Annotated in this window: 20 protein-coding genes; 6 read left to right on the forward strand and 14 right to left on the reverse strand. The window is 49.8% G+C overall.

Features of this window, described 5'->3' with window-relative positions:
- Positions 1–4,419, reverse strand: a complete 4,419-nt coding sequence (locus tag WBJ53_RS09745; RefSeq protein WP_338875901.1) for a CusA/CzcA family heavy metal efflux RND transporter — start codon at positions 4,417–4,419, stop codon at positions 1–3.
- 96 nt (positions 4,420–4,515) lie between these two features.
- Positions 4,516–4,848: a DUF6660 family protein gene (locus WBJ53_RS09750; RefSeq protein ID WP_338875903.1), complete on the reverse strand. Its 333-nt coding sequence runs from the start codon at positions 4,846–4,848 to the stop codon at positions 4,516–4,518.
- 87 nt (positions 4,849–4,935) lie between these two features.
- On the opposite strand from WBJ53_RS09750, the gene aac(3) reads away from it, so the two are divergent.
- On the forward strand, positions 4,936–5,778 hold the full coding sequence (gene aac(3), locus WBJ53_RS09755; protein WP_338875905.1) for an aminoglycoside 3-N-acetyltransferase: 843 nt from the start codon (positions 4,936–4,938) through the stop codon (positions 5,776–5,778).
- A gap of 529 nt (positions 5,779–6,307) precedes the next feature.
- Here the strand turns inward: aac(3) and WBJ53_RS09760 are convergent.
- Entirely contained in the window at positions 6,308–6,589 is a 282-nt protein-coding gene (locus tag WBJ53_RS09760; protein WP_338875906.1) for a PrpF domain-containing protein, read from the reverse strand.
- 174 nt (positions 6,590–6,763) lie between these two features.
- Between WBJ53_RS09760 and WBJ53_RS09765 the strand changes: the two genes are divergently transcribed.
- Both WBJ53_RS09765 and WBJ53_RS09770 read left to right on the forward strand, forming a co-directional pair.
- A complete protein-coding gene (locus tag WBJ53_RS09765) occupies positions 6,764–6,868 on the forward strand; it encodes a hypothetical protein (protein WP_338877175.1) in 105 nt (34 codons plus the stop codon).
- A gap of 136 nt (positions 6,869–7,004) precedes the next feature.
- Complete coding sequence (locus WBJ53_RS09770) at positions 7,005–8,660, forward strand: carboxylesterase family protein (protein ID WP_338875907.1); 1,656 nt, start codon at positions 7,005–7,007, stop codon at positions 8,658–8,660.
- Positions 8,661–8,729: 69 nt separating this feature from the next.
- On the opposite strand, the gene WBJ53_RS09775 is transcribed toward WBJ53_RS09770, so the two are convergent.
- The 6 genes from WBJ53_RS09775 to WBJ53_RS09800 all read right to left on the reverse strand — a co-directional run bounded on the left by WBJ53_RS09775 (position 8,730) and on the right by WBJ53_RS09800 (position 14,951).
- A complete protein-coding gene (locus tag WBJ53_RS09775) occupies positions 8,730–9,995 on the reverse strand; it encodes an MFS transporter (protein WP_338875909.1) in 1,266 nt (421 codons plus the stop codon).
- Between the two features lie 122 nt (positions 9,996–10,117).
- On the reverse strand, positions 10,118–10,801 hold the full coding sequence (locus WBJ53_RS09780) for a PepSY-associated TM helix domain-containing protein (RefSeq protein ID WP_338875911.1): 684 nt from the start codon (positions 10,799–10,801) through the stop codon (positions 10,118–10,120).
- Positions 10,746–12,269, reverse strand: a complete 1,524-nt coding sequence (locus WBJ53_RS09785) for a DUF2271 domain-containing protein (protein ID WP_338875913.1) — start codon at positions 12,267–12,269, stop codon at positions 10,746–10,748. The genes WBJ53_RS09780 and WBJ53_RS09785 overlap by 56 nt, the downstream gene beginning before the upstream one ends.
- 191 nt (positions 12,270–12,460) lie before the next feature.
- Entirely contained in the window at positions 12,461–13,240 is a 780-nt protein-coding gene (locus tag WBJ53_RS09790) for a LytTR family DNA-binding domain-containing protein (protein ID WP_338875914.1), read from the reverse strand.
- A gap of 59 nt (positions 13,241–13,299) precedes the next feature.
- A complete protein-coding gene (locus WBJ53_RS09795; RefSeq protein WP_338875915.1) occupies positions 13,300–14,445 on the reverse strand; it encodes a histidine kinase in 1,146 nt (381 codons plus the stop codon).
- Between the two features lie 155 nt (positions 14,446–14,600).
- Positions 14,601–14,951 (reverse strand): hypothetical protein, encoded by a 351-nt coding sequence (locus WBJ53_RS09800; RefSeq protein ID WP_338875916.1) that lies wholly within the window; start codon positions 14,949–14,951, stop codon positions 14,601–14,603.
- Between the two features lie 459 nt (positions 14,952–15,410).
- On the opposite strand from WBJ53_RS09800, the gene WBJ53_RS09805 reads away from it, so the two are divergent.
- The 3 genes from WBJ53_RS09805 to WBJ53_RS09815 all read left to right on the forward strand — a co-directional run bounded on the left by WBJ53_RS09805 (position 15,411) and on the right by WBJ53_RS09815 (position 19,862).
- Complete coding sequence (locus WBJ53_RS09805) at positions 15,411–16,685, forward strand: GDSL-type esterase/lipase family protein (protein ID WP_338875918.1); 1,275 nt, start codon at positions 15,411–15,413, stop codon at positions 16,683–16,685.
- Positions 16,686–16,916: 231 nt separating this feature from the next.
- On the forward strand, positions 16,917–17,324 hold the full coding sequence (locus tag WBJ53_RS09810) for a PadR family transcriptional regulator (RefSeq protein ID WP_338875919.1): 408 nt from the start codon (positions 16,917–16,919) through the stop codon (positions 17,322–17,324).
- 21 nt (positions 17,325–17,345) lie between these two features.
- Positions 17,346–19,862 carry a PspC domain-containing protein gene (locus WBJ53_RS09815; protein ID WP_338875920.1) on the forward strand — a complete coding sequence of 839 codons (2,517 nt, stop codon included), beginning with the start codon at positions 17,346–17,348 and terminating at the stop codon, positions 19,860–19,862.
- Between the two features lie 105 nt (positions 19,863–19,967).
- Here the strand turns inward: WBJ53_RS09815 and WBJ53_RS09820 are convergent, their stop codons facing one another.
- From WBJ53_RS09820 to WBJ53_RS09840, 5 genes are all read right to left on the reverse strand, one after another.
- Positions 19,968–20,747: a heme ABC transporter ATP-binding protein gene (locus tag WBJ53_RS09820; RefSeq protein WP_338875921.1), complete on the reverse strand. Its 780-nt coding sequence runs from the start codon at positions 20,745–20,747 to the stop codon at positions 19,968–19,970.
- Entirely contained in the window at positions 20,740–21,807 is a 1,068-nt protein-coding gene (locus WBJ53_RS09825) for an iron ABC transporter permease (protein ID WP_338875922.1), read from the reverse strand. The genes WBJ53_RS09820 and WBJ53_RS09825 overlap by 8 nt, the downstream gene beginning before the upstream one ends.
- On the reverse strand, positions 21,807–22,673 hold the full coding sequence (locus WBJ53_RS09830) for an ABC transporter substrate-binding protein (protein ID WP_338875923.1): 867 nt from the start codon (positions 22,671–22,673) through the stop codon (positions 21,807–21,809). The genes WBJ53_RS09825 and WBJ53_RS09830 overlap by 1 nt, the downstream gene beginning before the upstream one ends.
- Before the next feature lie 65 nt (positions 22,674–22,738).
- Complete coding sequence (locus tag WBJ53_RS09835; RefSeq protein ID WP_338875924.1) at positions 22,739–25,075, reverse strand: TonB-dependent receptor; 2,337 nt, start codon at positions 25,073–25,075, stop codon at positions 22,739–22,741.
- 157 nt (positions 25,076–25,232) lie between these two features.
- Complete coding sequence (locus tag WBJ53_RS09840; RefSeq protein WP_338875925.1) at positions 25,233–25,781, reverse strand: hypothetical protein; 549 nt, start codon at positions 25,779–25,781, stop codon at positions 25,233–25,235.
- Positions 25,782–25,815 lie beyond the last annotated feature (34 nt).

The following is a 25,815-nucleotide window of genomic DNA, read 5'->3' on the forward strand; positions in this document are numbered from 1 at the left end:
CTATGGAAGGCCCAGAATTTGTTCTAAGGCGATAACGGCCTGGTTATATTGATTGATCGTATCGAGATAGCCGGTGCGTGTTTGGTACGACCGGGTTAAGGCCTGCGAATATTCTACGTAGCTGACTTCGCCCGCATGAAAGGCTTTTTGTGCTCCCTCGGCCAGCCGCTGAGCTACCGGAAGACCCGTTTGATCGTAGTAGGCCAGGCTGGACTGGTGCTGACGAATAACCTGTATGGCGGTAGTCAGTTCGCCTTCTATATTTCGCTGGTTTAGGGCTAATTGTGCTTTATTTAGCTGCTGGTCTAGCTGCGCCGATTCGATTCGGGCACGCTGTGCTTTCTGGAATATGGGTATGGCAACACCAACCTGCACTCCCTGAAAACGTTTACCACCCCCGTAAAAAATCTCCCGGTTGTCGACCGTCTGCGTACCAATCAGCGACTGGTTAAAATAGCTCAACGAAAAATCGGGGAGGAGCCGGGCCTGTTCGACCGCCACTTGCCGACCCGCAATATCGATCTGTTGACGCAGCAGGGCGAGTGTTGGGTTTTGCGCCAGCGCGGAGTCGCTAAGGATTGGTAAGGGTCGGCGAGTCAGGCTGCTATCCGAAATTGTTAGTAGGCTGGTTGTATTGAGCAGGGTCTGGAGTTGGTTGCTGGCAATCTGCTGGTCGGCCTGCGAAATGGCAATCTGATTGCGTACTTCGCCCAGCAGGTTATCGGCCGTGGCTACTTCCAGCGATGTGCCTTCTCCCGTTCGGTGCCGAACCTCGGTGGCCCGCCGGAACTCGACCAGCAAACTGTCCTGACGCTGCAATAGCCGGAGTCGTTCGCTCAGGTAGGCGAGCGCATAGTAAACCCGTTTTACCTGCGTCCGCAAATCAGTGCGCGTCAGTTGGGTCTGTAGTTCGGCTTTTTGGATGGTAGCGTCGGCCAGTTGTTCCAGCCGTTTGATGAGCTTAACATTCGGAATAGTTTGCGTCAGCGTGAAGTTGTTGTCCCAGCTCAGCGAATTATACTGCCCACCCATCCACGACAGATCCGTACGGCCAATGGCACGGGCAGTGCCCCGGTTGCTTCGTTGGAGTGCTGTGTTGAGTGCGTTTACCTGGGCTGACCCATTGCGTTCCTGCGCCTGATTCAGCGCTTTTTCGAGCGTCAGCGTGGTTACATTCTGAGCCGATGCCGCTGGTATAGCAGCACAGATGAGGCATAGCCAAACCCAGTTTGCGAGTCGGCTGGTGCTACCCGACAGGGCCGGTGCTGATGGTTGCTCTATGGATTTATGACCAAAACGGGTTTGTTCCCACCAGTACAGACAAGGTAGAACCAAGAGGGTAAGCAGCGTGGCCGATATCAGCCCCCCAATAACAACCGTCGCCAATGGACGTTGCACTTCGGCTCCGGCCGTAGTGGCGAGCGCCATTGGCAAAAAGCCTAACGAGGCAACCAGAGCCGTCATCATCACAGGGCGGAGCCGGGTGGCGGTTCCCTGCAAAATACGATCCCGAAGCGGCAGAATCGTTTCGGCTTTGAGGTGATTGAACTCGCCAATGAGTACAATCCCATTCAGAACCGCTACGCCAAACAGGGCAATGAAGCCGACTCCGGCCGAAATGCTGAACGGCATGTCGCGCAGCCAGAGGGCAAGCACACCACCAATGGCCGACAATGGAATGGCCGAGAAAATCAGCAGACTTTGCCGGATAGAGCCGAAGGTGAAAAAAAGCAGCAGGAAAATAAGCCCGAGGGCAATCGGAACGGCAAGGCTTAAGCGGTCTTTCGCTTCTTCGAGATTCTCAAACTGGCCTCCATACGTAAGGTAATAACCCGGTGGTAACTGCAGTTGCTGATCCAGTTTGCGTTGTAGGTCATTGACAACGCTTTCAACATCGCGCCCGCGCACATTGAAAGCTATCGTAATTCGGCGTTTGGCATCTTCCCGCTGCACCTGATTGATGCTGTTCTGGAACGATACGCTGGCAATCTGGCTTAAGGGAATCGTTTGACCGTCGACCGTAGCAATGAGCAGGTTTTGCACATCTTCGAGCCGTTGCCGACTTTGGGCCTGTAAACGTACTACCAGATCGAAACGGCGTTCGCCTTCGTAGACGACACCTGCCGAGGCTCCGGCAAACGCAGCCTGAATATAACGGTTGGCGTCTTCAATTGATAGCCCGAAATGGGCCAGGGCATCCCGGTCAAATTTGACCACAATCTGCGGTAATCCCGATACCTGTTCAACATAGAGGTCGACCGCTCCCGGAACAGTAGCCGCAATGCGGCCAATGCGCGCAGCATAGTCGGCCAATATACCCAGATCTTCGCCGAAGAGTTTTACGGCTATGTCCTGTTTGACGCCCGAAATCAGTTCGCTGAACCGCATCTGAATCGGTTGCAGAAAGCCGAAATCGACGCCCGGAATTTGGTTCAGCTTACGTTCCATTTTTTCGGCCAGTTCTTCCCGGCTTTGGGCCGATGTCCATTCGCGTCGATCTTTTAAAATAACCATCAGATCGGTTGCCTCGATGGGCATTGGGTCGGTCGGAATTTCACCCGCACCCGTTTTGCCAATGACTTCAATGACTTCCGGGAAGTTTTCTTTCAACACGCGGCCCGCCTGCAACGCGGCATCGCTCGATTGGGATAAGGAAGCGCCAGTCATAACGCGGGTTTCTACTGCAAAATCGCCTTCGTCGAGTTGAGGGATAAATTCACCACCCAATCGACTGAACAGGAATACGGCAACGCCAAACAGCCCTATGGCCAAACCGACAACCAGCTTTTTATGATCGAGTGCCCAGCGAATGGCTGGATCATAAAGCCGGTGAAAAAAGGCCATAATTCGATCTGAAACTGTTGTTTGGGCTTCCTGAATGGGCTTTTTGCTCAATAATAGCGCCGACAACATGGGAACGTAGGTGAGCGACAGAAGGAAAGCTCCCAGAATGGCAAAAACCACCGTTTGGGCCATTGGACGGAACATTTTCCCTTCAATGCCAACCAAAGCCAGAATGGGTAGATAGACAATCAAAATAATGATTTCGCCGAAAGCCGCCGACGACCGGATACGACTGGCCGATTGGAAGACTTCTTCATCCATTTCGGTTTGCGAAAGAGTATGCCGGAATTTTTTTAGGGCAATATGGTGCAGCGTTGCTTCAACAATGATAACGGCTCCGTCGACAATCAAGCCAAAATCGATAGCACCCAGACTCATCAGGTTGCCCGATACGCCAAAGAGATTCATTAAACTAACGGCAAAGAGCATGGCCAATGGAATGACCGACGCAACCACTAAGCCTGCCCGCCAATTGCCCAGCAGGAGCACCAGTACAAAAACGACAATAAGTGCGCCTTCGGTCAAATTGCGTTCTACCGTGCCAATAGCACGGCCTACCAGCTTCGTGCGGTCTAGAAAAGCGTGAATTTCGACCCCCTTGGGTAGTGATTTTTTGATCTGCTCGATGCGCTGCCTGACATTGGCGATAACTTCGGACGAGTTGGCACCTTTTAGCATCATCACAATAGCGCCTACTACCTCGCCTTCGCCATTGCGGGAGCCTCCGGTCCGGGTCATGGCACCGTAGCGCACTGCGCTGCCCAGTTGTACGGTTGCAACATCGCGAACGGTGACCGGAATGCCGTTGGGTGTTCGGTGAACAACAATTTTATTAATGTCGGAAAGGGTATTGATGAGCCCTTCCGACCGGATGAAGTAGGCATTGGGCCGACGGTCGATATAGGCTCCCCCCGTATTCTGGTTGTTTTTTTCGAGAGCCGTAAACAATTCATCCAAGGTAACCCCCGATGCTCGCAGCCGCTGCGGGTCGACGGCTACTTCATATTGCTTAAGTAAGCCACCAAAACTACTGACATCGGCAACACCTTTAGTGCCCAGCAATTGCCTCCGAACAATCCAGTCCTGAATCGACCGCAGTTCCATAGGGGGGTATTTTTTCTCGTAACCGGGTTGAGCCCGCAGAACATACTGATAGATCTCGCCCAGGCCCGTAGTAACGGGGGCGAGTTCAGGTTCGCCAGCATTAGCGGGTATTTGACTGCGAGCCTGCTGAAGTCGCTCAAAAACCTGTTGACGAGCCAGGTAAATATCGACATCGTCGTTCAGAACGATAGTAACAACGGATAGCCCAAACCGGGAGATGGACCGCACCTCAACCAGATCGGGAATGGTAGACATGGTTTGTTCGATGGGGAAACTGATGAGTCGTTCGACGTCGAGGGCCGACAGCGCCGGACTTTGGGTGATAACCTGTACCTGATTGTTGGTGATGTCGGGCAGGGCATCAATAGGAAGCCGACTAATGGAGTAGCTACCCCAGACAATCAATGCCAGGGTAAAAACGCCAATGATCAGTTTATTCTGAATGGAGAAACGGATGATAGCATCCAGCATGATGGAAACGTACTAAGGTGGAACAGAGGAAGAAATGGGAGCCCGTGACGAGGCAGCCATGTTGATATGGAGTCGAAAGGGCGTATGTATCCTGCCTTAGCCTAATTGAGGAGGTTGCCAGGTTGGCAATGTAGGAGCACTGAGGTCAGTCGTGACAGGCCCAAAACACTGACTTGGTCGAAATTGTATTTTCGGCAGATACGAAAACTGAAAAAGTGACGGAGTATCCACGACAGTGCCGCAACAGCTACAGACACAAAGCGGAGAGCACTGATCGCCACCCGCGTGATTGGTCGGATGCGGGTGATCGTCGGTAGCCAGCGTTGCGATCTGGGATTCAGCGCGTAGCTCAATATCGCCATCGGCGCAGGGAAGCCCCGACAGCAGGAGTATATAAACGCTCAGAAACACGCAGATTGCCGTTTTCATGTCCCAAAAGTACGGTAACACTTTGTGCAACAGGTAGTCAAAAAGAGAATTTATTAGTCATTCCTATATTTCTTTGCTTATTACCCAATGACAAATCAACCAATGACCAATTTTATGCTAACGGTTGGCGATAACCTCTATTGGACACGGCGATTGCTGGGCGAACACCTCCGAAGGTTAGGTCTTCGGGCGGGCGACGCCGTGATGGTTCATGCCGGTTTGCGGGCTGTAGGACCCATGCTTAATGGCCCCGATACATTAATTGACGCCATTCGGGATGTTATTGGTAATCAGGGGACATTGCTTTGTTATGTAAACTGGGAGCAGCAGTATGAAGATGCGCTGAATGAATTGGGGCAGATCCCAGCCGTGCTAAAACCGGATATTGCTCCCTTCAACACATTTAGTTCCCGTGCCAGCCGTGATCATGGTGTTTTTGCTGAATTTGTACGCACAACGCCCGGTGCGCTACGGAGTCAGAATCCAGGCGCTTCGGTTGCGGCTATTGGTCGGCTGGCCAAGTGGTTTACAACTGATCATCCATTCGATTATGGTTATGGGCCTGGCTCTCCGTTTGAAAAACTGGTGTTGACCGATGGGAAAATTCTGATGATTGGGGCACCGCTGGACACAATGAGCATCTTGCACCATGCCGAACATCTGGCGCAGATTCCCGGCAAACGTATTCGGCATATGGAGGTTCCACTACAACTTGACGGTGAGGTTTGTTGGCGTATGATTGAAGAGTTTGATACAGCCGATCCGGTTGTAGATGGACTTGACGCCGATTATTTCAAAACAATTGTCGAAGACTTTCTGAATACCGAAAGTGGACTGATAGGAAGGGTTGGAGGTGCCAGTGCAGTCATTGTTTCTGCCAAAGCCATTGTTCAATTTGCCGTTCGATGGCTGGAGCAACGGTTTGGTTGACTTTCAGTGCTCGTCCGCGATACAATCGCGGATGATTGGGACTCGCGTCTGCGACGCTTGTGTTGATGAATTTATTGTTGAGTCAAAGACGTGAGCCTTAGATATCCGCCATACAATTGCAGACGAGTAACATATTGGAAAAATGTAATAACTTTAAATTTTTATATTATTATTGGTTAATTGTTGTTAAGCGCTTGGAAATGTTATATTAACTGATCTTTCCGTTGATTGATGTTTTTAGCAGCTTCATCAGACTTTTATGGCAGTTGGTACGAATTCGGTACTCTTTGTCTGTGATCGTGCCGCATATTTGCATTGTCATTCACAAACAACAACAACTACTAATGAGAACGAATCTTATGCACATTAACCGGCCTCCACGCCCTCGGATTATCGAAGTGGGTGGCCCAATAGTCGGCCTGCGTGGTCGCAGTATTTATCGGATGCGGGTACGCTAAGGCTACCCTGATCCAGTTAGAAAGCTCCTGCTGAAATGTGGGAGCTTTTTTGTGTTTTTACCAGTCGATTGTTAACTCACCACATGATCGGTACCAGCGCCCCGGCTCAGCAAACGTGCGGTGCGGATGAGAACCGATTTACCAATGTGCAGTATGCCATTTTGAAGGCATTGTTCCAGTTGGACGGTAAACTCACCCGTTGGGTGTTCAACAGGATAACCCATTTCGGTTGTTTGCGGTACAATGGCGATACCCTCGGCTACTGAACCGGCTAGTAAACAGGTGGTTGCCGTTGATATGGCTCCCGATATGCCAGTGGCTTCGTGAACCTGGCACGCCATCCAATTTTGCATAACCTGTGGTTGAGTTACCCGCGCATTCAACTAAGCTATTACGCCTGTGCACCTGAATCGAATTTGCCGGTCGGTAGCGGGTAAATTGGCCAGTCGTTAGTATAGCAATAGGTTCTGGATGAAGCCCGCAAATACCTGACCTGTCCTACCTATTCTGTTTCCGAAATTGCCTGCCTGCTTCATTTCGAATTTACGAACTACTTCGCCAAATTCTTTCGAAAGCATACTGGCTTATCGCCTACCGAATTTCGGGAGCAGAAACCAGAAACAATCCGCTGAAATTCAGAAACAAATCGAATTCGTAGCAGTAAAAAAGCTTCTTTATGTCTTTTTGACAGTAAGATCGTTTGCTGGCAAATGACTGCGTTCGGCCAATAGGCGAATACCCTTCTTTAACCTTTAAAATGAGTCAACGATGAAAGCTTCAAGACGCAATTTCTTACAATCGCTGGGCGTCAGCGTAGCCAGCTTAGGCGTGTCGTATCCCTCCGTTGCTGCTGGCCCGCATCGGCCTAAAGCAAAGCCGACTGGCGATGATCAGATTCTGTTTGTGGGCGACAACATTGCGGTAGCCGCTACCGAATATGGCAAAGTCAGGGGATTTATTCTGCGGGATATTCATCAGTTTCTGGGTATTCCCTATGGAGCCGACACATCTGGGAAGAATCGGTTTATGCCGCCACAGAAACCAGTGCCCTGGACCGACGTTCGGCCTGCTCTGTGGTGGGGAAACTCCGCTCCGCAGATTATGGAGAAACGTTATGCAAATCCCTATGCATCGTTTGTGGATCATTGGAACTACGACGATGTGTCGGAAGATTGTCTGAAATTGAACGTCTGGACTCCCGCATTGGACAAGCAAAAGCGCCCGGTTGTGGTTTGGTTACACGGGGGCGGCTTCACCAACGGAAACGGTATAGAACAGGACGGGTATCATGGCGAAAACCTGGCCCGGTTCGGAAACCTTGTTTTCTGCTCGCTCAATCACCGGCTCGGTCCGCTGGGCTACACCGATCTGAAAGCGGCTGGCGGTCATTCGGCATCGGGAAATGTTGGCAATCTGGACATGGTGGCGGCTCTCGAATGGGTTAAAAACAACATTGCCAACTTTGGCGGTGATCCTAACAACGTGACCATCATCGGACAGTCGGGCGGAGGAGCCAAAGTGACTACGCTCATGAATATGCCATCGGCAAAGGGACTCTTTCATAAGGCGGTTGCACTGAGCGGTAGTTCGCTGGCCGGAACCAATAAAGAGTATGCCGAAAAACTGGGTCTGAAAGTGATGGAGGAAGCGGGGTTGAAACCCGGTGAAATCGAGAAACTGCAGCAACTTCCGTGGCTTGAATACATTGCCGTGGCCAACCGGGCCGTTACGAAAATGAATGATGAAGCGAAACGACTTGGCATTCAGCGAGGAGGATACGCACCCGTTGGCGACGGCGATGTTCTGAATAGCGGAGCGTTTTTCAGCGACCCCAATCACTTCTCGGCCGATATTCCGCTGATGATCTGTACGACATTCCACGAAATGAATCCCAACCGGACCGATGCGTCGCTGGAAACCATTTCACTGGACGAAGTGAAAGAGAAAATCAAGCCGCGTTTTGGCGATAAATCGGGCGACATTGTCGATGCATATGCCCGAAATTTCCCCAAAGCCCGCCCTATTGAACTTTGGGCGTTGATTGTGTCGAACCGTAAAAACGCCGTTGCTGCTGCCGATGCCAAAGCGTCGCAGCATAAAGCACCCGTGTATGTAGCCTGGTTCGGCTGGCAACCCCCGCTATTTGATGGGCGGATGCGGGCGTTTCACTGCGACGACATCTGTTTCTGGTTCTACAACACCGATCTGATGCTTACGCATACGGGCGGTGGTAAACGTCCACGCGCGTTGTCGGAAAAGATGGCGGGCTCGTTTATTAACTTTGTGAAGTCGGGTAATCCAAACGGCGGTGGACTCCCCAACTGGAAGCCCTATACAACGCAGAATGGTGAAACCATGATTCTGGACGATGTTCCAGCTCTGGCCAACGATCCCGACCGCGAAGCACGCAAGGCGCTGGCATAGAGTTAACCAGTTGCTGGTCATTGATCTGTAGCGCATAGAATGAGCCAATGATCAATGACCAGCAACTGGTTATTCTTCGAGATAATCCAACTCTTTATTGTGAGTTTCGGGTATTGTCAGGATGGCATAAAACCCGAAAATAAAGCTAATCAGGCCAACTACGGCCCCGGCATTAATGACATCCAGTTGCGGTTTTAGAGCCTGGTAACCCAGCGTCATTGGAATCAGAAAGGCCCGTACCATATTAGGGATAGTGGTGGCGGCCGTAGCACGCAGGTTAGTACCAAACTGCTCGGCACTAATGGTCACAAACATGGCCCAGTAGCCATTGCCGAACCCCAGCACTACACAGAGACCATAGAAAAGGGGAGTACTTTTAATTCCCAGATATAAATAAACGATGCTGGCTATGAGAGCAATCGTCATGAACAGGCTAATCGCTTTTTTACGTGATTGCAGCGCCTGACTAACAAACCCGTTTGACAGATCGCCGATACACATACCAATGTATAACCAGGTGATGGCCAGACCGGGCTGTATTTCCTGGGCAATACCTAACGCTTTCCCGAATTCGTTACTGAACGAAGCCAGAATGCCGGTAATAAACCAGGTTGGAATTCCGATAGCAATGCATTTGAGATAGCGACTGAGCCGATCAGCATTCGTGAAGAAGGAGAAGAAATTGCCCCGACTAATGTTCTTTTGCCCGGTAATGCTGGTGAACATCCCCGATTCAATCACCCCCACTCGTAATAATAAGAGGCCAAACCCTAAACCACCGCCTACGAAAAAGGTGGTTTCCCAGTCGAACAGTTTAACGGTAAAATAAGCAACTATGGCGCCCAGAACGCCAACGGCCGCTACCAGTGAGGTAGCTAGGGCTCGTTTTTCTTTCGGAACGATTTCGCTCACGAGTGTAATGCCTGCGCCGAGTTCACCCGCCAGCCCAACACCGGCCACAAACCGCATGAGAGCGTAGTAGGTGAGTGGGTCCATGAACGTAACGTGCTTTACAAAGCCGCAGGCAATATTGGCAATGGAATAGGTGATGATCGATCCAAACAGAACCGACAGACGTCCGCGCTTATCGCCCAAAATACCCCATAGAATGCCGCCAAGCAGCAGGCCCGCCATTTGCCAGTTCAAAATACGCCCACCAATCGTTGAGATCTGCTCGGTAGTAAGGCCCATATCTTTCAGGCTTGGGACGCGAACAATACCAAAAAGAAGCAAATCATAAATATCAACGAAGTACCCCAAGGCTGCCACAATAACGGGCAAACTGAATAAGCGGACCGTAGTGGCTGGTTTGGGTGAAGTTGTAGGAAGAACCATGCAGGATGAAGAGATGGGCGATATGATTCTTCAAAAGTACAGAATATCGAAATAATATTCTGAATAGTTGGTTGGTCACTACTCATTGGTTGAACTGATGACCAATGAGTAGTGACCAACCTCTAAACAACCAGCAGCCAGTATGCCAGTCCGGTAACAACGGCACCAAGAAGCATCCAGCCAAGTCCACTCACCCGCCGTTTTTTTAGAACAAGCAGGAGCGCCAGACCCGTTACAGAAACCAGTGTCATAAACACGGCGGCTATGTCGATCACCCATGCCCAACCCTGGCCCGTATCGCGGCCTTTATGCAGGTCGTTCAGTACGGCAACCAGCCCCATTTTGGTTTCTGTAACCTCATACGTTCCGTCTGAGCGTTTCACAAAAGCATCGGCTGAGTAACCCGGTCCATGAAACGAAAGCGAACATTCGCGGTCGTCGATCCGAAACTCACTGACGCTTCCCTTTAGCTGGTGCGTTGCCCGCAGGTACTCCACAATAGCCAGCTTATTAACCGTAGCGGTATCAGTACCAGCCACCCACCTTGGGTTCACCTTTCCTTTCAGGTCGGTTGTGACCGTAGCGTCGTCGAACCAGTCGGCATGGTTGAGTGTCAGGCCCGTTACGGCAAAAAAGAGAACCAAAACAAAACTTACTACCGAAAGGTACAAATGCAGCCACCGGGCCAGCCCGGCCCAGCGAATACCTCCTTGTGGTATAGACGTTGGCTGACGACGTTCGGGCTTCCCGTTAGCGAGTGGCTGCTTTTTCGCGGTAATCCAGGGCTGCGGCTGCAACTTCGACATTTCCGTTGAGAGTTTGTTGTTTGGTTTTTCCATTAAAGTCCATTGTCTGGCGAATCAACTGATAGGTGCCATGTTCGCGGGCGGCTTCGATCATAACAGTGTACTTCCCCTGTTTCACGAATTGCCCCTGATCGTCTTTGCCATCCCAGACCAGGGTATACTCTCCCGGCGACCGGGTAGCACTTGTAACCGAAGCAGCCGCATCCGAATTGACATTTAGAGTATACCACTCGCGCAGGTCGTGCAGCCAGCGGGGCTTGTTATACCACAGAGCCAGTTGCCGAACAGGTTTTCCCGATTCGTCTTCAACCCATACGGCCACAAACGGACGGTGCGAGCGGCCTTCAAATCGGGGCAGTTCGAGGGTAATCTGCAATTCCTGATTAGGATTCCACAGTTTGTCTTTGACTGGTAGCGAAAGCAGGTGGGCCGTTTTCGTTGATGTTTCGGCGGTGATCGCTGTTTTTTCGGGGAGAGCAATACCGGGCCAGTTGGCGCTACTTACCGACTGACCATCGCGGGTGATGAGCAGGTAGTCTGTACCAGGATGTTGCCCGGCCAGTAAAGCGCTTTCCGCGGGCGATAATACATTAAATGCTGTAGCCAGTGCACCGGCCGTAGCCGCATCTGGATTCAACACCGTTGCGCTGATAACATCGCGGGCGGGCAGGCCCGTGCGTGGGTCCATGATATGCGATACCCATTCGTTGCCAAGTTGAAAACCCCGACGGTAGTCGCCACTGGTAGCGACGGCTGTGTTTTCTACGGCTATTTGCGCCATTGCCACCGCATTTTCGGCATCGGCGCGGGGGTTCGCTACGGCTACCAACTCCCGCCAGTTTCCCCGAACTACAAGGTCGCCACCACTATTGAGTACCAATCCATCGACGTCGGGCATATTTAGCGCCATCTCTGCCGCCCGATCCAGCACATAACTTTTGGTAAAGGTGTTCAGCCGAAGCGGTACTTTGGTTAGCCGGGTCGCTGTTTTCTGGTCGGCATCGAGCCGCCAGTGTTTTTGGTTGACTGCCTCCACAGCCTGTTGTCGGTCGGCTTCGGCTGGCGTCGCATTGTGCAGACTTGACTGCTGCCAGAGTTGACTTAGCTGCTCGGTAGCTGCATTGATAGCGCCATCTGTTTTGGCCTGCCAGTGGTCGAAACCGCTTAACACGGCAAATAAATCGTCGGAAATACGAATGGCTTCATGGATTGGGGCCGCGAGCCACTGGCTGAATTCGCTATCGGACCGATATCCGCTCAGCACGGCATCCAGGCGGGCTATTTCGTTCAGAATCGATTGTTCGGCCTGTCGGGCAACGGTATACGAACGGGCAACAATCTTCAGGTCGAACGATGTGCCGAGCACGTTTTCCAGGTGATCGATAAAAAGGCCACTAGCCGTAGCGCCCGATGAAGTGGGCAGACCAACAGCCAGCGGAACAAGTCCTAAAAGTGAGATTGTATTCATGAGTTTATTACTGGAAAAGCGGTTTTAATCATCAGTAAGGCTATTATTCAGCCTTATTTATATTGTTTTTCAAACGTCAGGGCTGGGAAATTATTGATCGGGTACTGAACACTAAAAACTTCCGGCGTGAATGCCTGATTTCTCCGGCCGAATCGTCTGTTTCGACCAGCGAATAGCGGTCAACGGCTGTACTATTTACCAAGCCATTCTTTAAAATCAGTAATCCGGTCGCCACTCACAAAGACTTCCTGCCGCGAAACGGGCTGTAAATCCAGTTTGAGCTTACTTCCCGAATAGGTATGGATCGTGCGGATGCCTTCCAGCGACACCAAGAACGCGCGGTTTACCCGGAAAAACTGTTTTGGGTCGATCATAGTGGCCAGCTTGTCCAGGCTATAATCGATGCTGACATGCTGTCCGTCGCGGGTGGTGATCCAGGTCGATTTATCTTCATAAAAGAAGTAGGCAATATCGGCAGCCTCGATGCTTCGGATTTTGGTGCCAATCGTTACCATAAACCGTTCTTTGTAAGGAGCTGGTGCCGTTTGCAGAGCTTTGAGCAAAAGGTTCAGATTGGGCAGGGGAGTTGATGTGTCCGACTGCCTGAGTCGTTTGAATTTGTCCAGTGCTGCTGCCAGTTCAGTTTCATCGATGGGTTTAAGCAGGTAGTCGATGCTATTGGTTTTAAAGGCCTGCAAGGTATATTGATCGTAGGCAGTCGTAAAAATGATTGGCAACGTCAATCCTGCCCGTTCGATAAGCTGAAAGCCCGAATCGTCTTCCAGATGAATGTCGAGAAACACCAGTTCGGGCTGCGGAAGCCCCTGCTCCACTCGTTCGGCAAACCAGGCCACTCCTTTCCCTACCGAGGGCAATATGGCCAATACCTCAATGGAGGAATCATAGTCGGCCAGCAGATTTTCTAATCGCCGGGCCGTAAGTTTTTCGTCTTCTACAATTACTACGTTCATAGGAGGTGAATGGGTGAACGCGTGATCGAGTGCCGCAACGGATGTTTTGCGACACTCGGTTACGCGTTCTCTTTTTCGCTCTTTAATAATGGAATTTTTATAACAAATGCGCCTTCCGATTCGCCAACCCAAACGGGCTTACTGGTGAGTAATCGATATCGGTTTACAATATTGGTCAGACCAACACCCGTCGATTCTTCCATTCGGGGGCGGGGCTGGAGCCGATTCATAATGCGGAGATAATCGTCTTCGATGTCGATTGTTACAATAAGTGGTTCTTCGTCCGACATGCGATTATGTTTCACGGCGTTTTCCACCAGCAGTTGTAGCGTCAATGGTGCAATCTGGTAGCGGTCGCGGTCGGCATCGGGTACGTTGATGTGCACCTGCAATCGTTCGTCGAAACGAATGCGTAGCAAAAACGTATACGATTCAATAAAATCGAGTTCAGTTCGTAACGGCAACCGTTCGGCATCGCGTTGTTCGAGAATGTACCGATAGGCTTTGGAAAGACGGTTGATAAACTGGACCGATAGTTTGGGGTCGACCTCTACTAACGACGACAGAATACTAAGGCTGTTAAAGAGGAAGTGCGGGTTTACCTGATTGCGTAGTGCCATGAACTGAGCCTGAGCCGCTTCTTTCCCTAACTCTTCGGCCTGTATGCGTAATAGAGCCAACTGACTATATCCGCGCCGATTGGCTGCCAGATAATAGGCCATTAGCATGGCCATAATGGTTAGGCCGTTGTTGGCTTTTTGACGCCGGTCTGGTCGCATTGGTGATCGGGGCTCACGTCTGGGTTCTGGTACTTCACCAAGTTTCTGCCGAATTTCCTGTCGGGCAACGTGGCCATAAATCTGATGCGTGATGGCGTGAAAAACCGTATTGAATACAAGAGCCAGCGTAACGGCCACCAGCAACGTAGCCAGTTGAGCCGACCAGTTCATGTTGATAAGAAATTCGCGCCCCGACCGATTAAACAGTTTTTCTTCGAGCCATTCGGTAACGCTCAGCCAGCCAATAAAAAACAGAATAGTTAGCGGAATTTCAATAAGCCAGAGTCCCCAGGCTCCCTGCACAAACGACCAATCCCACTCATTTATATTGTAGTAGATCCGAATAGGCCAGTAAATGGCAAAAACGCCAGCCGCCAGCAGCGCTTTTTGCTTTAGGGTTAGCGTATGAGACGATGTTGAATCCATTTACTTACTATAAATGAGCGAAATGCGGAGCCTGAATGAGTGCCGTAACAGGTATTGGTATTCGGTCGGCGTTATCTTACGTAAATCTATGCTTGATTAAACTCAATACCGACGAAGTCCGCCTGCAAGACTGATTTCGTCGGTATGCGGGGCCGTCAGGCTTTGAGCGAGATTTGCTTTTGCGCCGGTAGGGTTTCAATAACAATCGTTTTTTCGACTTTCTCGCCGGCTTTTAAAACCGTCAGATGGTACGATCCGGGTTCTAATTCGCTAAGATCCAGTTTTTGCCGAAATCCGTTTATTACGGTACTGGTTTTCAAAAATAACGTATGTCCTTCGCCGTCCAGCAATTTAATGGTGGCATCGGCTGTTTGCGGAGCTACGTAGACTTCTACTTTCTGATTGGTTGATCGGATAAATACATCCTGCTGATCGTCAGTAGTGTTTTGGGCGAATGATGCCGAAGCGGCAGTGAGGCCCAGCAGTAAAGCGATTACTTTTTTCATGATCTTCATTGGTTTTGTTATTTCGTTGAGACAAAGGTGTCGTACAGAAATAGCTTCAGAAAAAGAATCGGATTGAATGCCGGGTTTGTGGGGTTGAACAGGGCTTTTGGCCCGACCGATTATTGACAATGTCGCGCTCGATAACGCCCACTAAACCGTCCGCCCAATCCGGCCGTACCGACACCGAAGGATAAAAGCGACAGAAAAAAAAGGAGAACGCATCTGCATAAGATAGTGGAAAAACTACTTACTAATACGAGTCTGTGGGCTGCGTTGTTGCGTCTGAATTGGAGATAAATGCAACACAAACGGATACTTTTAGAACCTGTCGGGGAGCTGATTGCAGAACTGGTACCTATAAATTGGCTATGGTCTGTTCGTTAAAGCAGTACTTTTTACCTTACTAAGCCTTATTTGGTCAAGCACTTATCATTGCGTCATTGTCTACTCAATTACGGTATGTTAAAAAACTTCTCGGTATCATTTCTAATCATCATGCTTGCTGGCAGCTTCTCGCTGGCCCTGGCTCAATCCGATACCCTGGCCAAAGCCAAAGAATGTCGGGTTCGGGGTGGGCTACCTTATTTCTTTAAAAAAGTAAAAAAGGGGATGCCTGCCAAAATCGCTTATTTAGGTGGCAGCATTACCGAAGCCCAAGGTGGCTGGCGAGAGCAATCGCTACACTGGTTTCAGCAGCAATATCCAAAAAGTAAAATTGAACAGATAGCCGCGGCTATTGGCGGTACGGGCTCCGATTTGGGCGTATTTCGGTTAAAACAGCAAGTACTGGACCATAAGCCCGATCTGGTCTTTGTTGAATTTGCGGTGAATGATAATGGCAAAAACGAGGAACAAATTGCGGTTGCGATGGAAGGAATTGTTCGCCAAATCTGGCGGGCTAACCCACAAACCGATATTTGTTTTGTGTACACACTGACGGCTACGATGGCACCGATATTAGCTAAAGGCTATTTCCCGCTATCGGCTACGGTGATGGAAAAAATAGCCGACCATTACGAAATTCCGAGTGTTCACCTTGGTCTGGAAGTCGTAGAACTGGCCGAAAAAGGTGAGTTGGTTTTTAGTGGAAAACCGGGCGAACATCCCGGCAAACTGGTTTTTTCGGCCGACAATGTTCATCCCTACCCACAAACCGGTCATAAGCTCTATACTGAAGCACTGATCCGCGCTGTTGGTGTGCTTGAAAAAGCAACAAATGGCCGAAAGGCTCAGCTTAAAGAGCCATTATACCCCAACAATTGGGAGAAAGCACAAATGGTCAGTGCCGAACGGGTAACACATTCGGCAGGCTGGCAGACTATTACACCCACTACCGATTCGGTGGCCCGGATATTGGCCAACCGCTTTTCGTCTTTATTAAAAGCCACCACACCGGGGGAGCGATTTCTGGTGCGTTTTCGGGGAACCCATCTGGGCCTATACGATGTAATGGGGCCGGGCTGCGGGCAGTACCGCGTTGTGATCGATGGACAGGAGCCACGATTATACCCCCGTTTCGACAGTTATTGTACCTATTATCGATCTAATTTCTTTATTCTGCCTGCTCTGCCCGATGGCGAACACACCATCGAATTTTATGTAGACTCCGAAACGCTCGACAAAGCGGCTATACTGCAAAAACGGAATCAAACCATAAAAAATCCAGATCAGTATGCACCCAAAAACTGCTATGCGGGGCAATTATTAGTGATTGGGGAGGTATTGAACCACTAGGTATAGCTACCTATTTTACCACTCAAATTAAATTTTCTGCCATTCATCAGTTAATAATAAGTTTTTTTAACAGGTACCTTGCATCACATAGTACCTTATGTTAACTTTGTTGCAAGAATTCCGGATGATGATTTTCCGTCGGTGGTAAACCCGCTTTCCTAGCATTCCGAAATTCGTAATCATAATTGCCGGAGCACCGGACCCGGACTTGTTTTAAATTTCGATACACCGATGAATATTGAAAATGCTCAGGTGCAGATGCGAAAGGGAATTCTGGAATTCTGCATTCTGCACATCATATCGAGGGGCGAGGTTTATGCCTCCGATATGCTCGATGAACTGACTTCTGCCCGGATCATGGTGGTAGAAGGGACTCTTTATCCACTCCTGACCCGGTTGAAAAATGCGGGGCTATTGGATTACAAATGGGTTGAGTCTACCTCCGGGCCTCCGCGTAAATATTATATTCTGACCGATCTTGGTCGTAACTCGCTCACCGCTCTAAACGAAACCTGGCAGGAACTTGCCGCATCTGTAAACTCTATTGTAGGTAAAGCTGAACAGCACCTTAAACCAGCCAATGGGAGTACGTCAGTTACCCCAGCCCCGGACCCATCTAATCCTTCAGCCAACGCTTAACCTATTCTCTTCTCTATCGCCATGAAAAAGACAATAAGTATCAATATAAGTGGAGTCATCTTCCACATTGAAGAGGATGGCTACGACAAACTCAAGAATTATCTGGCATCGGTTCAGCAGTATTTTTCCACTTACGAAGACTGCCAGGAAATTGTTACCGATATCGAAAACCGGATTGCCGAGAAATTGCTTGCCAAGCTGAAAGCCGCCGACAAACAGGCCGTTTCGCTGGACGATGTCAATGAACTCGTTGCGGCCATGGGTACCGTTGCTGACTTTGAAGCCGTTGAGGAAGAAGAAGTACTCGTGACGAGTGGTGGCCGTAATTCGGCCAGTAGTACGGGGCCAGGGGCCAGGGGCATCGGAGGTGAGGACCCAACTCACAATCCCAGGTCCTATGCTTCGAATCCTTCCTCCGAACCCCGTCGGCTGGTTCGCGACCTGCGCCGAAAAACCCTTGGTGGTGTAGCGGCTGGTCTGGCGCACTATTTTAATATGGATGTGGTGTGGGTTCGGTTGATTTTCGTGCTGCTTGTTGTTGGGCTACCTGCCCTGGGTGGATCATCGCACAACGATTTCTTCGGTGGCCTGGGTGGTTTTGCTGTTATCGTATATATCGCTATGTGGATTGCGCTGCCCGGTGTGATGACCATTGAAGAAGACAAAACCGTAAAAAAATTTTTTCGGAATCCCGAAGACAAAGTTTTGGGGGGCGTAGCGTCTGGTATTGCTGCTTACTTCGGTGTCGACACGGGTGTTATTCGGCTGCTGTTTGTGCTGGGCATTGTGTTTTTTGGCGTTGGTTTTCTGTTATACATCGTTCTGTGGATTATTTCGCCACAGGCCAACACGCTGACAGAAAAGATGGAAATGCAGGGGCAACCCATCACGTTGTCGAATATTGAGCACAGCATTAAGCAAAATCTGAATATCAACGATGCCCCGAATACTGAGAGTACATTTACCCGAATTCTGCTATTTCCTTTTCGGGCCATAGCGACAATTATCAGTGGATTAGGTAGTGCACTGGGTCCACTTCTGAACGGTACGCTGACCATCATCCGGGTATTTGCCGGGCTATTGATGCTGGTGATTGCTTTTGCCTTTATGGTGGCTTGCCTGGCAGTATTAGGGGCAGCCATTGGAATTGGATCGGGTGGTAATTTTGGTGACAGTGATATTCCTTTTGAGTTAATTCGGGCCGATATAACGATACCGATGGTGCTGTCGGCTTTTCTGGTCGGGTTTATTCCGGCGTTTGGTCTGGCCATTCTGGGTGTCATGCTTATCACAACCCGTAACGTACTGAGTAGCCGTACGGCGCTAACCATTGGTGGAGTATGGCTTATTGCACTGGTGATTTTTGGCGGAACAGCCACTCCGCTCATCAATAGTTTCCAGCGCCGGGGTACGGTTGAAGAAACCAAAGTGCTGGCCGTTCCGGCGGCCGTGCCAACTTTTGCTATCAACGATCTGGAAAGCGATCACTGGCGGCCGTCGATTGAGTTGCAGGGCTACGATGGCACAACGCTCAGTCTGGTTCAACGCTTTAAGGCGCAGGGGTCGAGCCGCGCCGACGCTCAGAGCAATGCCCGGCAGGTTAAGTACACGTATGCCATTAAAGACTCGATCGTTCGGTTCGATAATGCACTTGAACTACAACCGGGTGCGCACTTCCGGGCGCAGGATCTGGACATGGATTTGATGATTCCGTACGAAAAGCCATTCCGAATGACCAGAGAGTTTGCCCGCTTCATTCGCAATGAATTTGGCGAGAAAGAGTTCGACCGAATGGCATCGAGTATCTGGAAATTCACCAAGAACGATGGCCTGATTTGCCTGAACTATCCTCGTGAGAAAGACCGAAGCTATAACGACGAAGACAATGATGTGACCGATCTGACGGATGATGTTCAACATGCGGTAACCGATGAATTGGGCGACGATTTTGACCGCATTGGCGATCATACTCGTCAGTTCAATGTCTCAAATTTCTCGAAAGTAGATGTGGGTGGTGCTTTTGTGGTTCGTTTTCGTAAGGGAACAACCTACAAAGTAGTGGCCGACGGTCGGGAAAAAGATCTGGACGACGTCAACGTAAAAGTCGATGGTAATACACTGGAGGTATCACTGGATCGGAACGGGTTGTTTAGCTGGAACAACCGGAGACGAATTGGACTCACCATTACGGTTCCTTCTATTGAAGAACTTAAATTGACGGGTGCTTCGAAAGCCAGCCTGTCTGAGTTCGATCACTACAACAACCTGAATATCGAAATGAGCGGTGCCTGCCGGACGGTATTCGATGGCGTGGTTGAGAATTTGTCGGTTAATTTGTCGGGGGCTTCAAATATTGTATTACGTGGTCGTGCCAATAAGCTGGATGCCGATCTGAGTGGGGCCAGCAAAATAGAAGCTACCAGCATGAACATCGATAAAGCATCGGTCGATGCCAGCGGGGCCAGTCATGCTACGTTGGGTCAGGTCGGTTCGCTGGACTCCGAAACCTCAGGTGCCAGCAAAGTGACGCGGCAATAAATTAAAGAGCGAAAGCAGTGAACCGCCGGAAGTAAAATAACGGCGTAAGCAACTTTCGCTCTTTTTTCTGCGACTAATTTATTCGGATCGTACGTGCCCTGTTGATTAGCAAACCATTACTCGTCGGCCAGTTTCGGGGTGCGTCATAAAATAGGGTTTCAGCTTAAACACCGCTTTGATAGCGGTTTCGGTCAGTACCTGATCGGCGGTGCCTATGCCATAAATGCGTCCGTTGTCGATCAGGATTACTTTCTGGGCGTACTGCAGGGCCAGGTTGATGTCGTGGACAATAACGAAGACGACCATATTCTGCGCTGCTAAGTTGCGGACCAGACTTAATATCTGATGCTGGTAGTGAATATCCAGTGCAGAAATGGGCTCATCGAGGAAAAGGTATTTTATTGATTGATCGGACGGTGGGCGGTGGAGCTGAGCGAGCACGCGAGCCAGGTGGACCTTTTGTTTTTCCCCACCCGAAAGCGACGCAAACGCACGATTTTTAAATGAAAGCATACCTGTCTCTTCCAGACAATTGTCTGCAATCTGTTTGTCCAGACTAGTCGGATTAAGGTCGAAATAAGGGTAACGGCCCATCATCACTACGTCTAATACACTTAAATCGAATGGTAACGACAACAGTTGGGAGAGCACTGCTTTCTGTTTTGCCAGCGTAGCGAGAGGTATTGATGGAAGCAATTGATCACCATACCATACCTGGCCCTGATGGGGTGTTTCGGTACCGGTCAGCAACTTGAGTAATGTGCTTTTTCCTGCTCCATTGGGGCCTAATACCATCGTAAATTCGCCGGGCATCAGCGTTAGCGATACATCGTTGATCAGCACGTTAGCGCCAATAGAAAACGATAGATTTTCTGCCTTAAGCATAAAATCCTCCTTTCTGAAATGATCGGGCATTCCGCATAAGGAGCCAGATAAATACAGGGGCACCCACAAAAGCGGTGATGACGCCGATTGGAAATTCGGCGGGAGCTACCAGTCTTCGGGCCAGCGTGTCGGCCAGGGTAAGCAACGACCCACCCAACAGGGCGGACGCAATAACCAGAAATCGATTGTCGGAGGTTTTCAGTAAGCGCAGGAGGTGGGGTACTACCAGTCCAACAAACGAAATTACACCTACCATTGCAGTACCGATAGCAACCAGGAGGGTGTTCAATAAGAGTACCTGAATCTTGAGCCGGTCGATGTTGTAGCCAAGATGACGCACTTCGTCTTCTCCCAGAATGAGTACATTCAGCGCTTTGGTGAAGCGCAGGGCCAGTAGAATCCCGAGTAAGGTGACGGGTAGCACAATGGCGAACTGAGTCCAGTCGGCACCGGAAAAGGTACCCAGATTCCAGAATGTAATAGATCGTGCCTGTGGGTCACGGGCAATGTACGACAGAAAGCCGGTGCCACCAGTTGCCAGCGCATTTATAGCGATGCCCGCCAGAATCATTGTGGCCACATTCACTTTACCGCTAACGGATGCGATCCTGTAGACGAGCAAGGTGGCAAAAAAAGCAAAGATGAAAGCCACACAGGGTAACAAAAACAGCCCAAGAGCGTCGGTGAACGCCCAGTTGATGTTCTTGCCAAGTACAAATACCAAAGCCGCACCCAGCGCAGCGCCAGAACTGGTACCAACCAGTCCTGGCTCAACAATGGGGTTGCGAAATAATGCCTGCATTAATACGCCTGAAACGGATAGACCCGCACCAACTGTGGCACACAGTAAGACTCTGGGAAGGCGAATCTGCAAAAAAAGCCCTTGCGAAATGGGATCAACCGATGCATTCGACAACCCCATGCCATTCAACAGAATTTGATTGATATCATCGAATGTCAGGTCGACGGCACCTATTCGCAACGCGGCCACGATTGATACCAGCAGGAGAATGGCCAAAAGAAGGTACCAAGTTCCGGGCGTCAGAGAAGATAATTTCATTACTGGTGAATTAACTTCATGAGCATCAGTATATTTTCGCCCGTGCGAGGGCCCAGATAAATCAGATCGTGCTCCTCAATGCGGTAAATTTTTTTGTTTTTCCCGGCTGGTGTCAGCGCAATGCCGGGTAATGCGGCTAATTTCTCCGCATTACCCAGTCGGTCGTAGCCAAAATCAGTTACCAGAATAATGTCGGGCTGGGCTTTACTGATGATTTCCGGGCTGAGCGGCTTCATACCCTTCAGCGTATCCATTACATTTTTACCACCGGCCATCTCCAGCATATAGGACGCTGTTCCGGCTTTGCCGATAACCAGGTAATTGTTAATGACTCGTCCGAAATGGATGATCGCTACTTTAGGCGTGGTTTTGTATTGCTTCACACTGTCGGCCGCTTGAGCCAGATCGGCATCCAGCTTCGTTTTCAGGCTGTCGGCTTGTTTCTGAGCGCCAAACTGAGCCGCCAGTGTATCAAAAAGAGCTTTAACTTCAGGAACGGTATGTGCATCAGGAAATACTTTCATTGGCACACCTACTTTCTCCAATTGCTGCATGACCGCTTCCGGAGCAACGTTACCATCATGATAAACAACGGTCGGTTTAAGGGCGATAATCCCTTCGGCATTAAGCATCCGGTGGTAACCCACTTTGGTCAGTTTCTGCGCGGCCGGGGGATAGGTACTCGACAGGTCAACGCCCACTAACTGGTCTCCGGCACCGAGGGCGTAAATCAGTTCCGTTAATTGCTTGGCTACGCAGACGATTCGTTGTTTTTCAATGGTCTGCTGGTCTTTTTGAGTTGATGTACAAGCCGCGATAACAACGATAATAAACGCTGGCAAAAGGACTTTTTTGTAGATGTTCATTGATTAACAGGGGGGAATGTGGTCATGTATGTGCAGAGACGCATACTTGCGTCTCTGCACAGGTTCTAAAATATATACTTCAGCATTGCTCCCGAATAGAAGGTAATCTTCGGGGATGGATTATATGCCAGAGGGCGGTTGTTGGCCGGATTGGCCAGATTAAGGAATACCAGCGACGAATACGTACTGCTCAGCATGTTGTCTGAACCGACGTAAACATCCAGATTGACGTGATTCCCTAATCCACTACGATACCCCAGCTTTCCATTAACGAGTGTATAGGCATCGGCAAAATGGTTATTAGGCAGGTTAATGGGCATTTTATCGACATACATCATGGTTCCGTTCAGGTAAAAGCCTGACCGAACTTCAATATCCAATCCCACATTCAGCAGGTTTGGAGCAATACCCGACTCTTTCTTGCCCGTATAATCGACCGTTTTGGCATCGCTATTATTGTCGCTTTTATAGTCTTTGTAATAAAAGTCGCTATAAGTATACGACACAAACGGGCGGATGAGAGAAACCGCTCCGGCATTTGGACGATAGGCATATTGAATGGCCAGTTCCAGACCATTATGTTGCACTTTTCCCGCGTTGGTCGTTATCGAATAGGCCGGTACAGTTGAGGTGGCTGCAAATCCTTGAGGCACGAGTTTATCCGTTACGGCCATTGTAAAATAAGCGATTTCGTAGGTAAGCGATTTATTCAGGAAGCTTCCTTTGCTGCCGATCTCATAGTTTGTCCCTAACTCTGGCCGAAGGTTGTAGTTCACCATACCTGTCTGGGCAACAATTACCTGATTTGTACCCGGTGCCGAATACCCCTGACTAACACTGGCGTAAAGCGACACATTGTTGGTGACCTGATAGGCCAGAGCAGCCCTGGGAGCCACAATGGGCTTGAAGCGTTTATACCCCGACACGTTGACGTAGGTTGTAGTCGCTGCCCGCATATCCGTAATGCCATATTCGACATAGTTGAGTCCCGCTCCCGCCGATAAAGTTAACTTAGGTGCTAGTTGCAGTGCTGCCTGCGCGAACACACTGTACTGCATGGCCTGTACTTCCAGATCGGAGCGGAGCGCGCCAAGAACACCACCCGACAAACCATAGCCTTTAGCGTAGTTGAAGTTCTTTAAAAACTCGCTCCCAATACTAATCGTTGGGCGTAATGGGCTGGCATCGTTGCTATAAGTAAATACACTACGGCCACCAAATTTGAACTTGTTCGTCTTATTTACCCCAGCAGCAAAGGGCTGATCAATAATCTGACCACCAACAAAAAGGGTCGTTTTGTTCGAAAAGCGGTCGGTGAACTGGTAGTTGTGGCTTATCCCAACCCGCGCACTCTCTGTTTTGATGCTGGCGTTGTTGGCAACATAAGCTGGATCAGAACTTTCGGGATGCTCCAGAATGGCAACACTGTCGATTTCTCCAGCCAGCAAATCATACGAATTGGTGTACCCTACAAAGACTGACATCGACCGTTTGGCACTCATATAGGTGTCGCTGGTGATACTCAAAAAGTCTTTCTGAGAACCGCCATGTACCCGAAACCCGTCGTACTTCTGATGGCCATAGTTAATGTTCAGACTGGTGTTATCTGAACCCGTTTTTAGGGAGGTGTTTGTTCGGAATAAGCCATATGATCCACCCAAAACCTGCTGGCTGATGCTCGTTTTGCCAATGGGTGCCCGTTCGGTATAGAAATTGACGACACCCCCAATCGCATTGCCATACGCACTTGATCCGGGCCCTTTCAGGACCTCAACCCGGCTCAGCGTTGTAAAGTCGATGTCATCCAGAAACGTCGTACCATCCCCGTCGGTGAGGGGAATGTCATTCAGATAGGCTTTATAACCAACTCCATTGAAGTTGGTCTGGTTGCCGTAGCCCCGAATAACGATCCGGTTCCCGGCAGCTATAGTCCGCATCTCTACCTTCACACCCGGAATCAGGTTTACATAATTCTGAAGGTGAATTCCATTGGTCCGCTGAATATCCCGGCTGGTAATCAACCCCACCGCTCCGGCCGTCCGCTGAATCGTTTGTGGCGTCGAATAGCCTGCCACAATCACTTCGTTTAGATCTGTGTTAGATGGATCAAGCTCAATTGTTAGCATACGCGTACTTGCTTTGACGCCGACTGTCAAGGGCTGATACCCAATAGCAGAAAATTGGAGTTGATCACCTTCATTGGCCAACAGGCTAAATTGCCCTTTGTCATCGGCGGTTGTGCCCCGGTTTGTACCACCAACCAATACCGTTGCGCCAACAATGGGCTGAGAGTTAGTTGGGTCAACAATACGTCCGGTTATTGTTTGTTGGGCATACAGGCTGGTACTCAGGCACCCGAGCATGAGTACAGACAGGATATATCGAATATAGATTAATTTCATAAAGCAGGTTGTTGATTGATAAAAGAAGATGCTGCCGGGCAGGATGTACCGATCCGGAAAAGTTGTAGACGCACGGGTATGCATCTACCTCTTCAGATGATGTTGCTGATGTATCAGGAGAGTGAATAGGCAGCTCCCGCAAGTCAGTAGGTTGTTGCTACCTGTTAGGTGGAGGTGCAAGTATTTCCAGTAAAGGAAGCCAGATGCGGGATGGAGAATAGGCAAAGGAAGTCTGCTGGCCAGACAGGGTGCATCCAGACAAGGATGCCATTGCTGACGGGCGGGGCAATACAAACAAATTAAGCCATTTATTCCGTTTCGTGTGGGAACGGGAGCTAATGGGTTGGTGGTCAGGATGTCTCGTGTCCGGGTAGAGCCAGGCGGCTTCCTGCCTAAGCCGGGTTTCGGCTTTATCCCGAAATCCATAGATATACAGCGTATCCGAACGAAGTTCGCGATGGAGTACATCCACCATTTCGCCCTGCCACTCAAACTCACCTTCGCTAACCAGAAAATCGTTCTGAGAAGAAAGGTCTGTTTGGGGAATCCTTAGTAAAATAAGCTCATCGGCTGCAAAATAGGACTGGTGGGTAAAGGCCCACTTGGCCATCCATTCGCAGACCTGATAATAGCCATAGATGCTTGTCAGCATCAGGGAAGCTGTTATCAGGAAGATACGCACGATATGGATACGTCCAAGGAGCATTTTTCTGTAAATTATTGTGGTATTCTGGTGCGGG

Origin of the sequence: Spirosoma sp. SC4-14, from assembly GCF_037201965.1 — a bacterium.
Taxonomy (GTDB): Bacteria; Bacteroidota; Bacteroidia; order Cytophagales; family Spirosomataceae; genus Spirosoma.

Coding starts and splice junctions, on each gene's coding strand:
- WBJ53_RS09745 (WP_338875901.1), bottom strand. CDS start 4,419: ATGCTGGATGCTATCATCCGTTTCTCCATTCAGAATAAACTGATCATT.
- WBJ53_RS09750 (WP_338875903.1), bottom strand. CDS start 4,848: ATGAAAACGGCAATCTGCGTGTTTCTGAGCGTTTATATACTCCTGCTG.
- WBJ53_RS09760 (WP_338875906.1), bottom strand. CDS start 6,589: ATGCAAAATTGGATGGCGTGCCAGGTTCACGAAGCCACTGGCATATCG.
- WBJ53_RS09770 (WP_338875907.1), top strand. CDS start 7,005: ATGAAAGCTTCAAGACGCAATTTCTTACAATCGCTGGGCGTCAGCGTA.
- WBJ53_RS09775 (WP_338875909.1), bottom strand. CDS start 9,995: ATGGTTCTTCCTACAACTTCACCCAAACCAGCCACTACGGTCCGCTTA.
- WBJ53_RS09780 (WP_338875911.1), bottom strand. CDS start 10,801: ATGTCGAAGTTGCAGCCGCAGCCCTGGATTACCGCGAAAAAGCAGCCA.
- WBJ53_RS09785 (WP_338875913.1), bottom strand. CDS start 12,269: ATGAATACAATCTCACTTTTAGGACTTGTTCCGCTGGCTGTTGGTCTG.
- WBJ53_RS09790 (WP_338875914.1), bottom strand. CDS start 13,240: ATGAACGTAGTAATTGTAGAAGACGAAAAACTTACGGCCCGGCGATTA.
- WBJ53_RS09795 (WP_338875915.1), bottom strand. CDS start 14,445: ATGGATTCAACATCGTCTCATACGCTAACCCTAAAGCAAAAAGCGCTG.
- WBJ53_RS09800 (WP_338875916.1), bottom strand. CDS start 14,951: ATGAAAAAAGTAATCGCTTTACTGCTGGGCCTCACTGCCGCTTCGGCA.
- WBJ53_RS09805 (WP_338875918.1), top strand. CDS start 15,411: ATGTTAAAAAACTTCTCGGTATCATTTCTAATCATCATGCTTGCTGGC.
- WBJ53_RS09810 (WP_338875919.1), top strand. CDS start 16,917: ATGAATATTGAAAATGCTCAGGTGCAGATGCGAAAGGGAATTCTGGAA.
- WBJ53_RS09815 (WP_338875920.1), top strand. CDS start 17,346: ATGAAAAAGACAATAAGTATCAATATAAGTGGAGTCATCTTCCACATT.
- WBJ53_RS09820 (WP_338875921.1), bottom strand. CDS start 20,747: ATGCTTAAGGCAGAAAATCTATCGTTTTCTATTGGCGCTAACGTGCTG.
- WBJ53_RS09825 (WP_338875922.1), bottom strand. CDS start 21,807: ATGAAATTATCTTCTCTGACGCCCGGAACTTGGTACCTTCTTTTGGCC.
- WBJ53_RS09830 (WP_338875923.1), bottom strand. CDS start 22,673: ATGAACATCTACAAAAAAGTCCTTTTGCCAGCGTTTATTATCGTTGTT.
- WBJ53_RS09835 (WP_338875924.1), bottom strand. CDS start 25,075: ATGAAATTAATCTATATTCGATATATCCTGTCTGTACTCATGCTCGGG.
- WBJ53_RS09840 (WP_338875925.1), bottom strand. CDS start 25,781: ATGCTCCTTGGACGTATCCATATCGTGCGTATCTTCCTGATAACAGCT.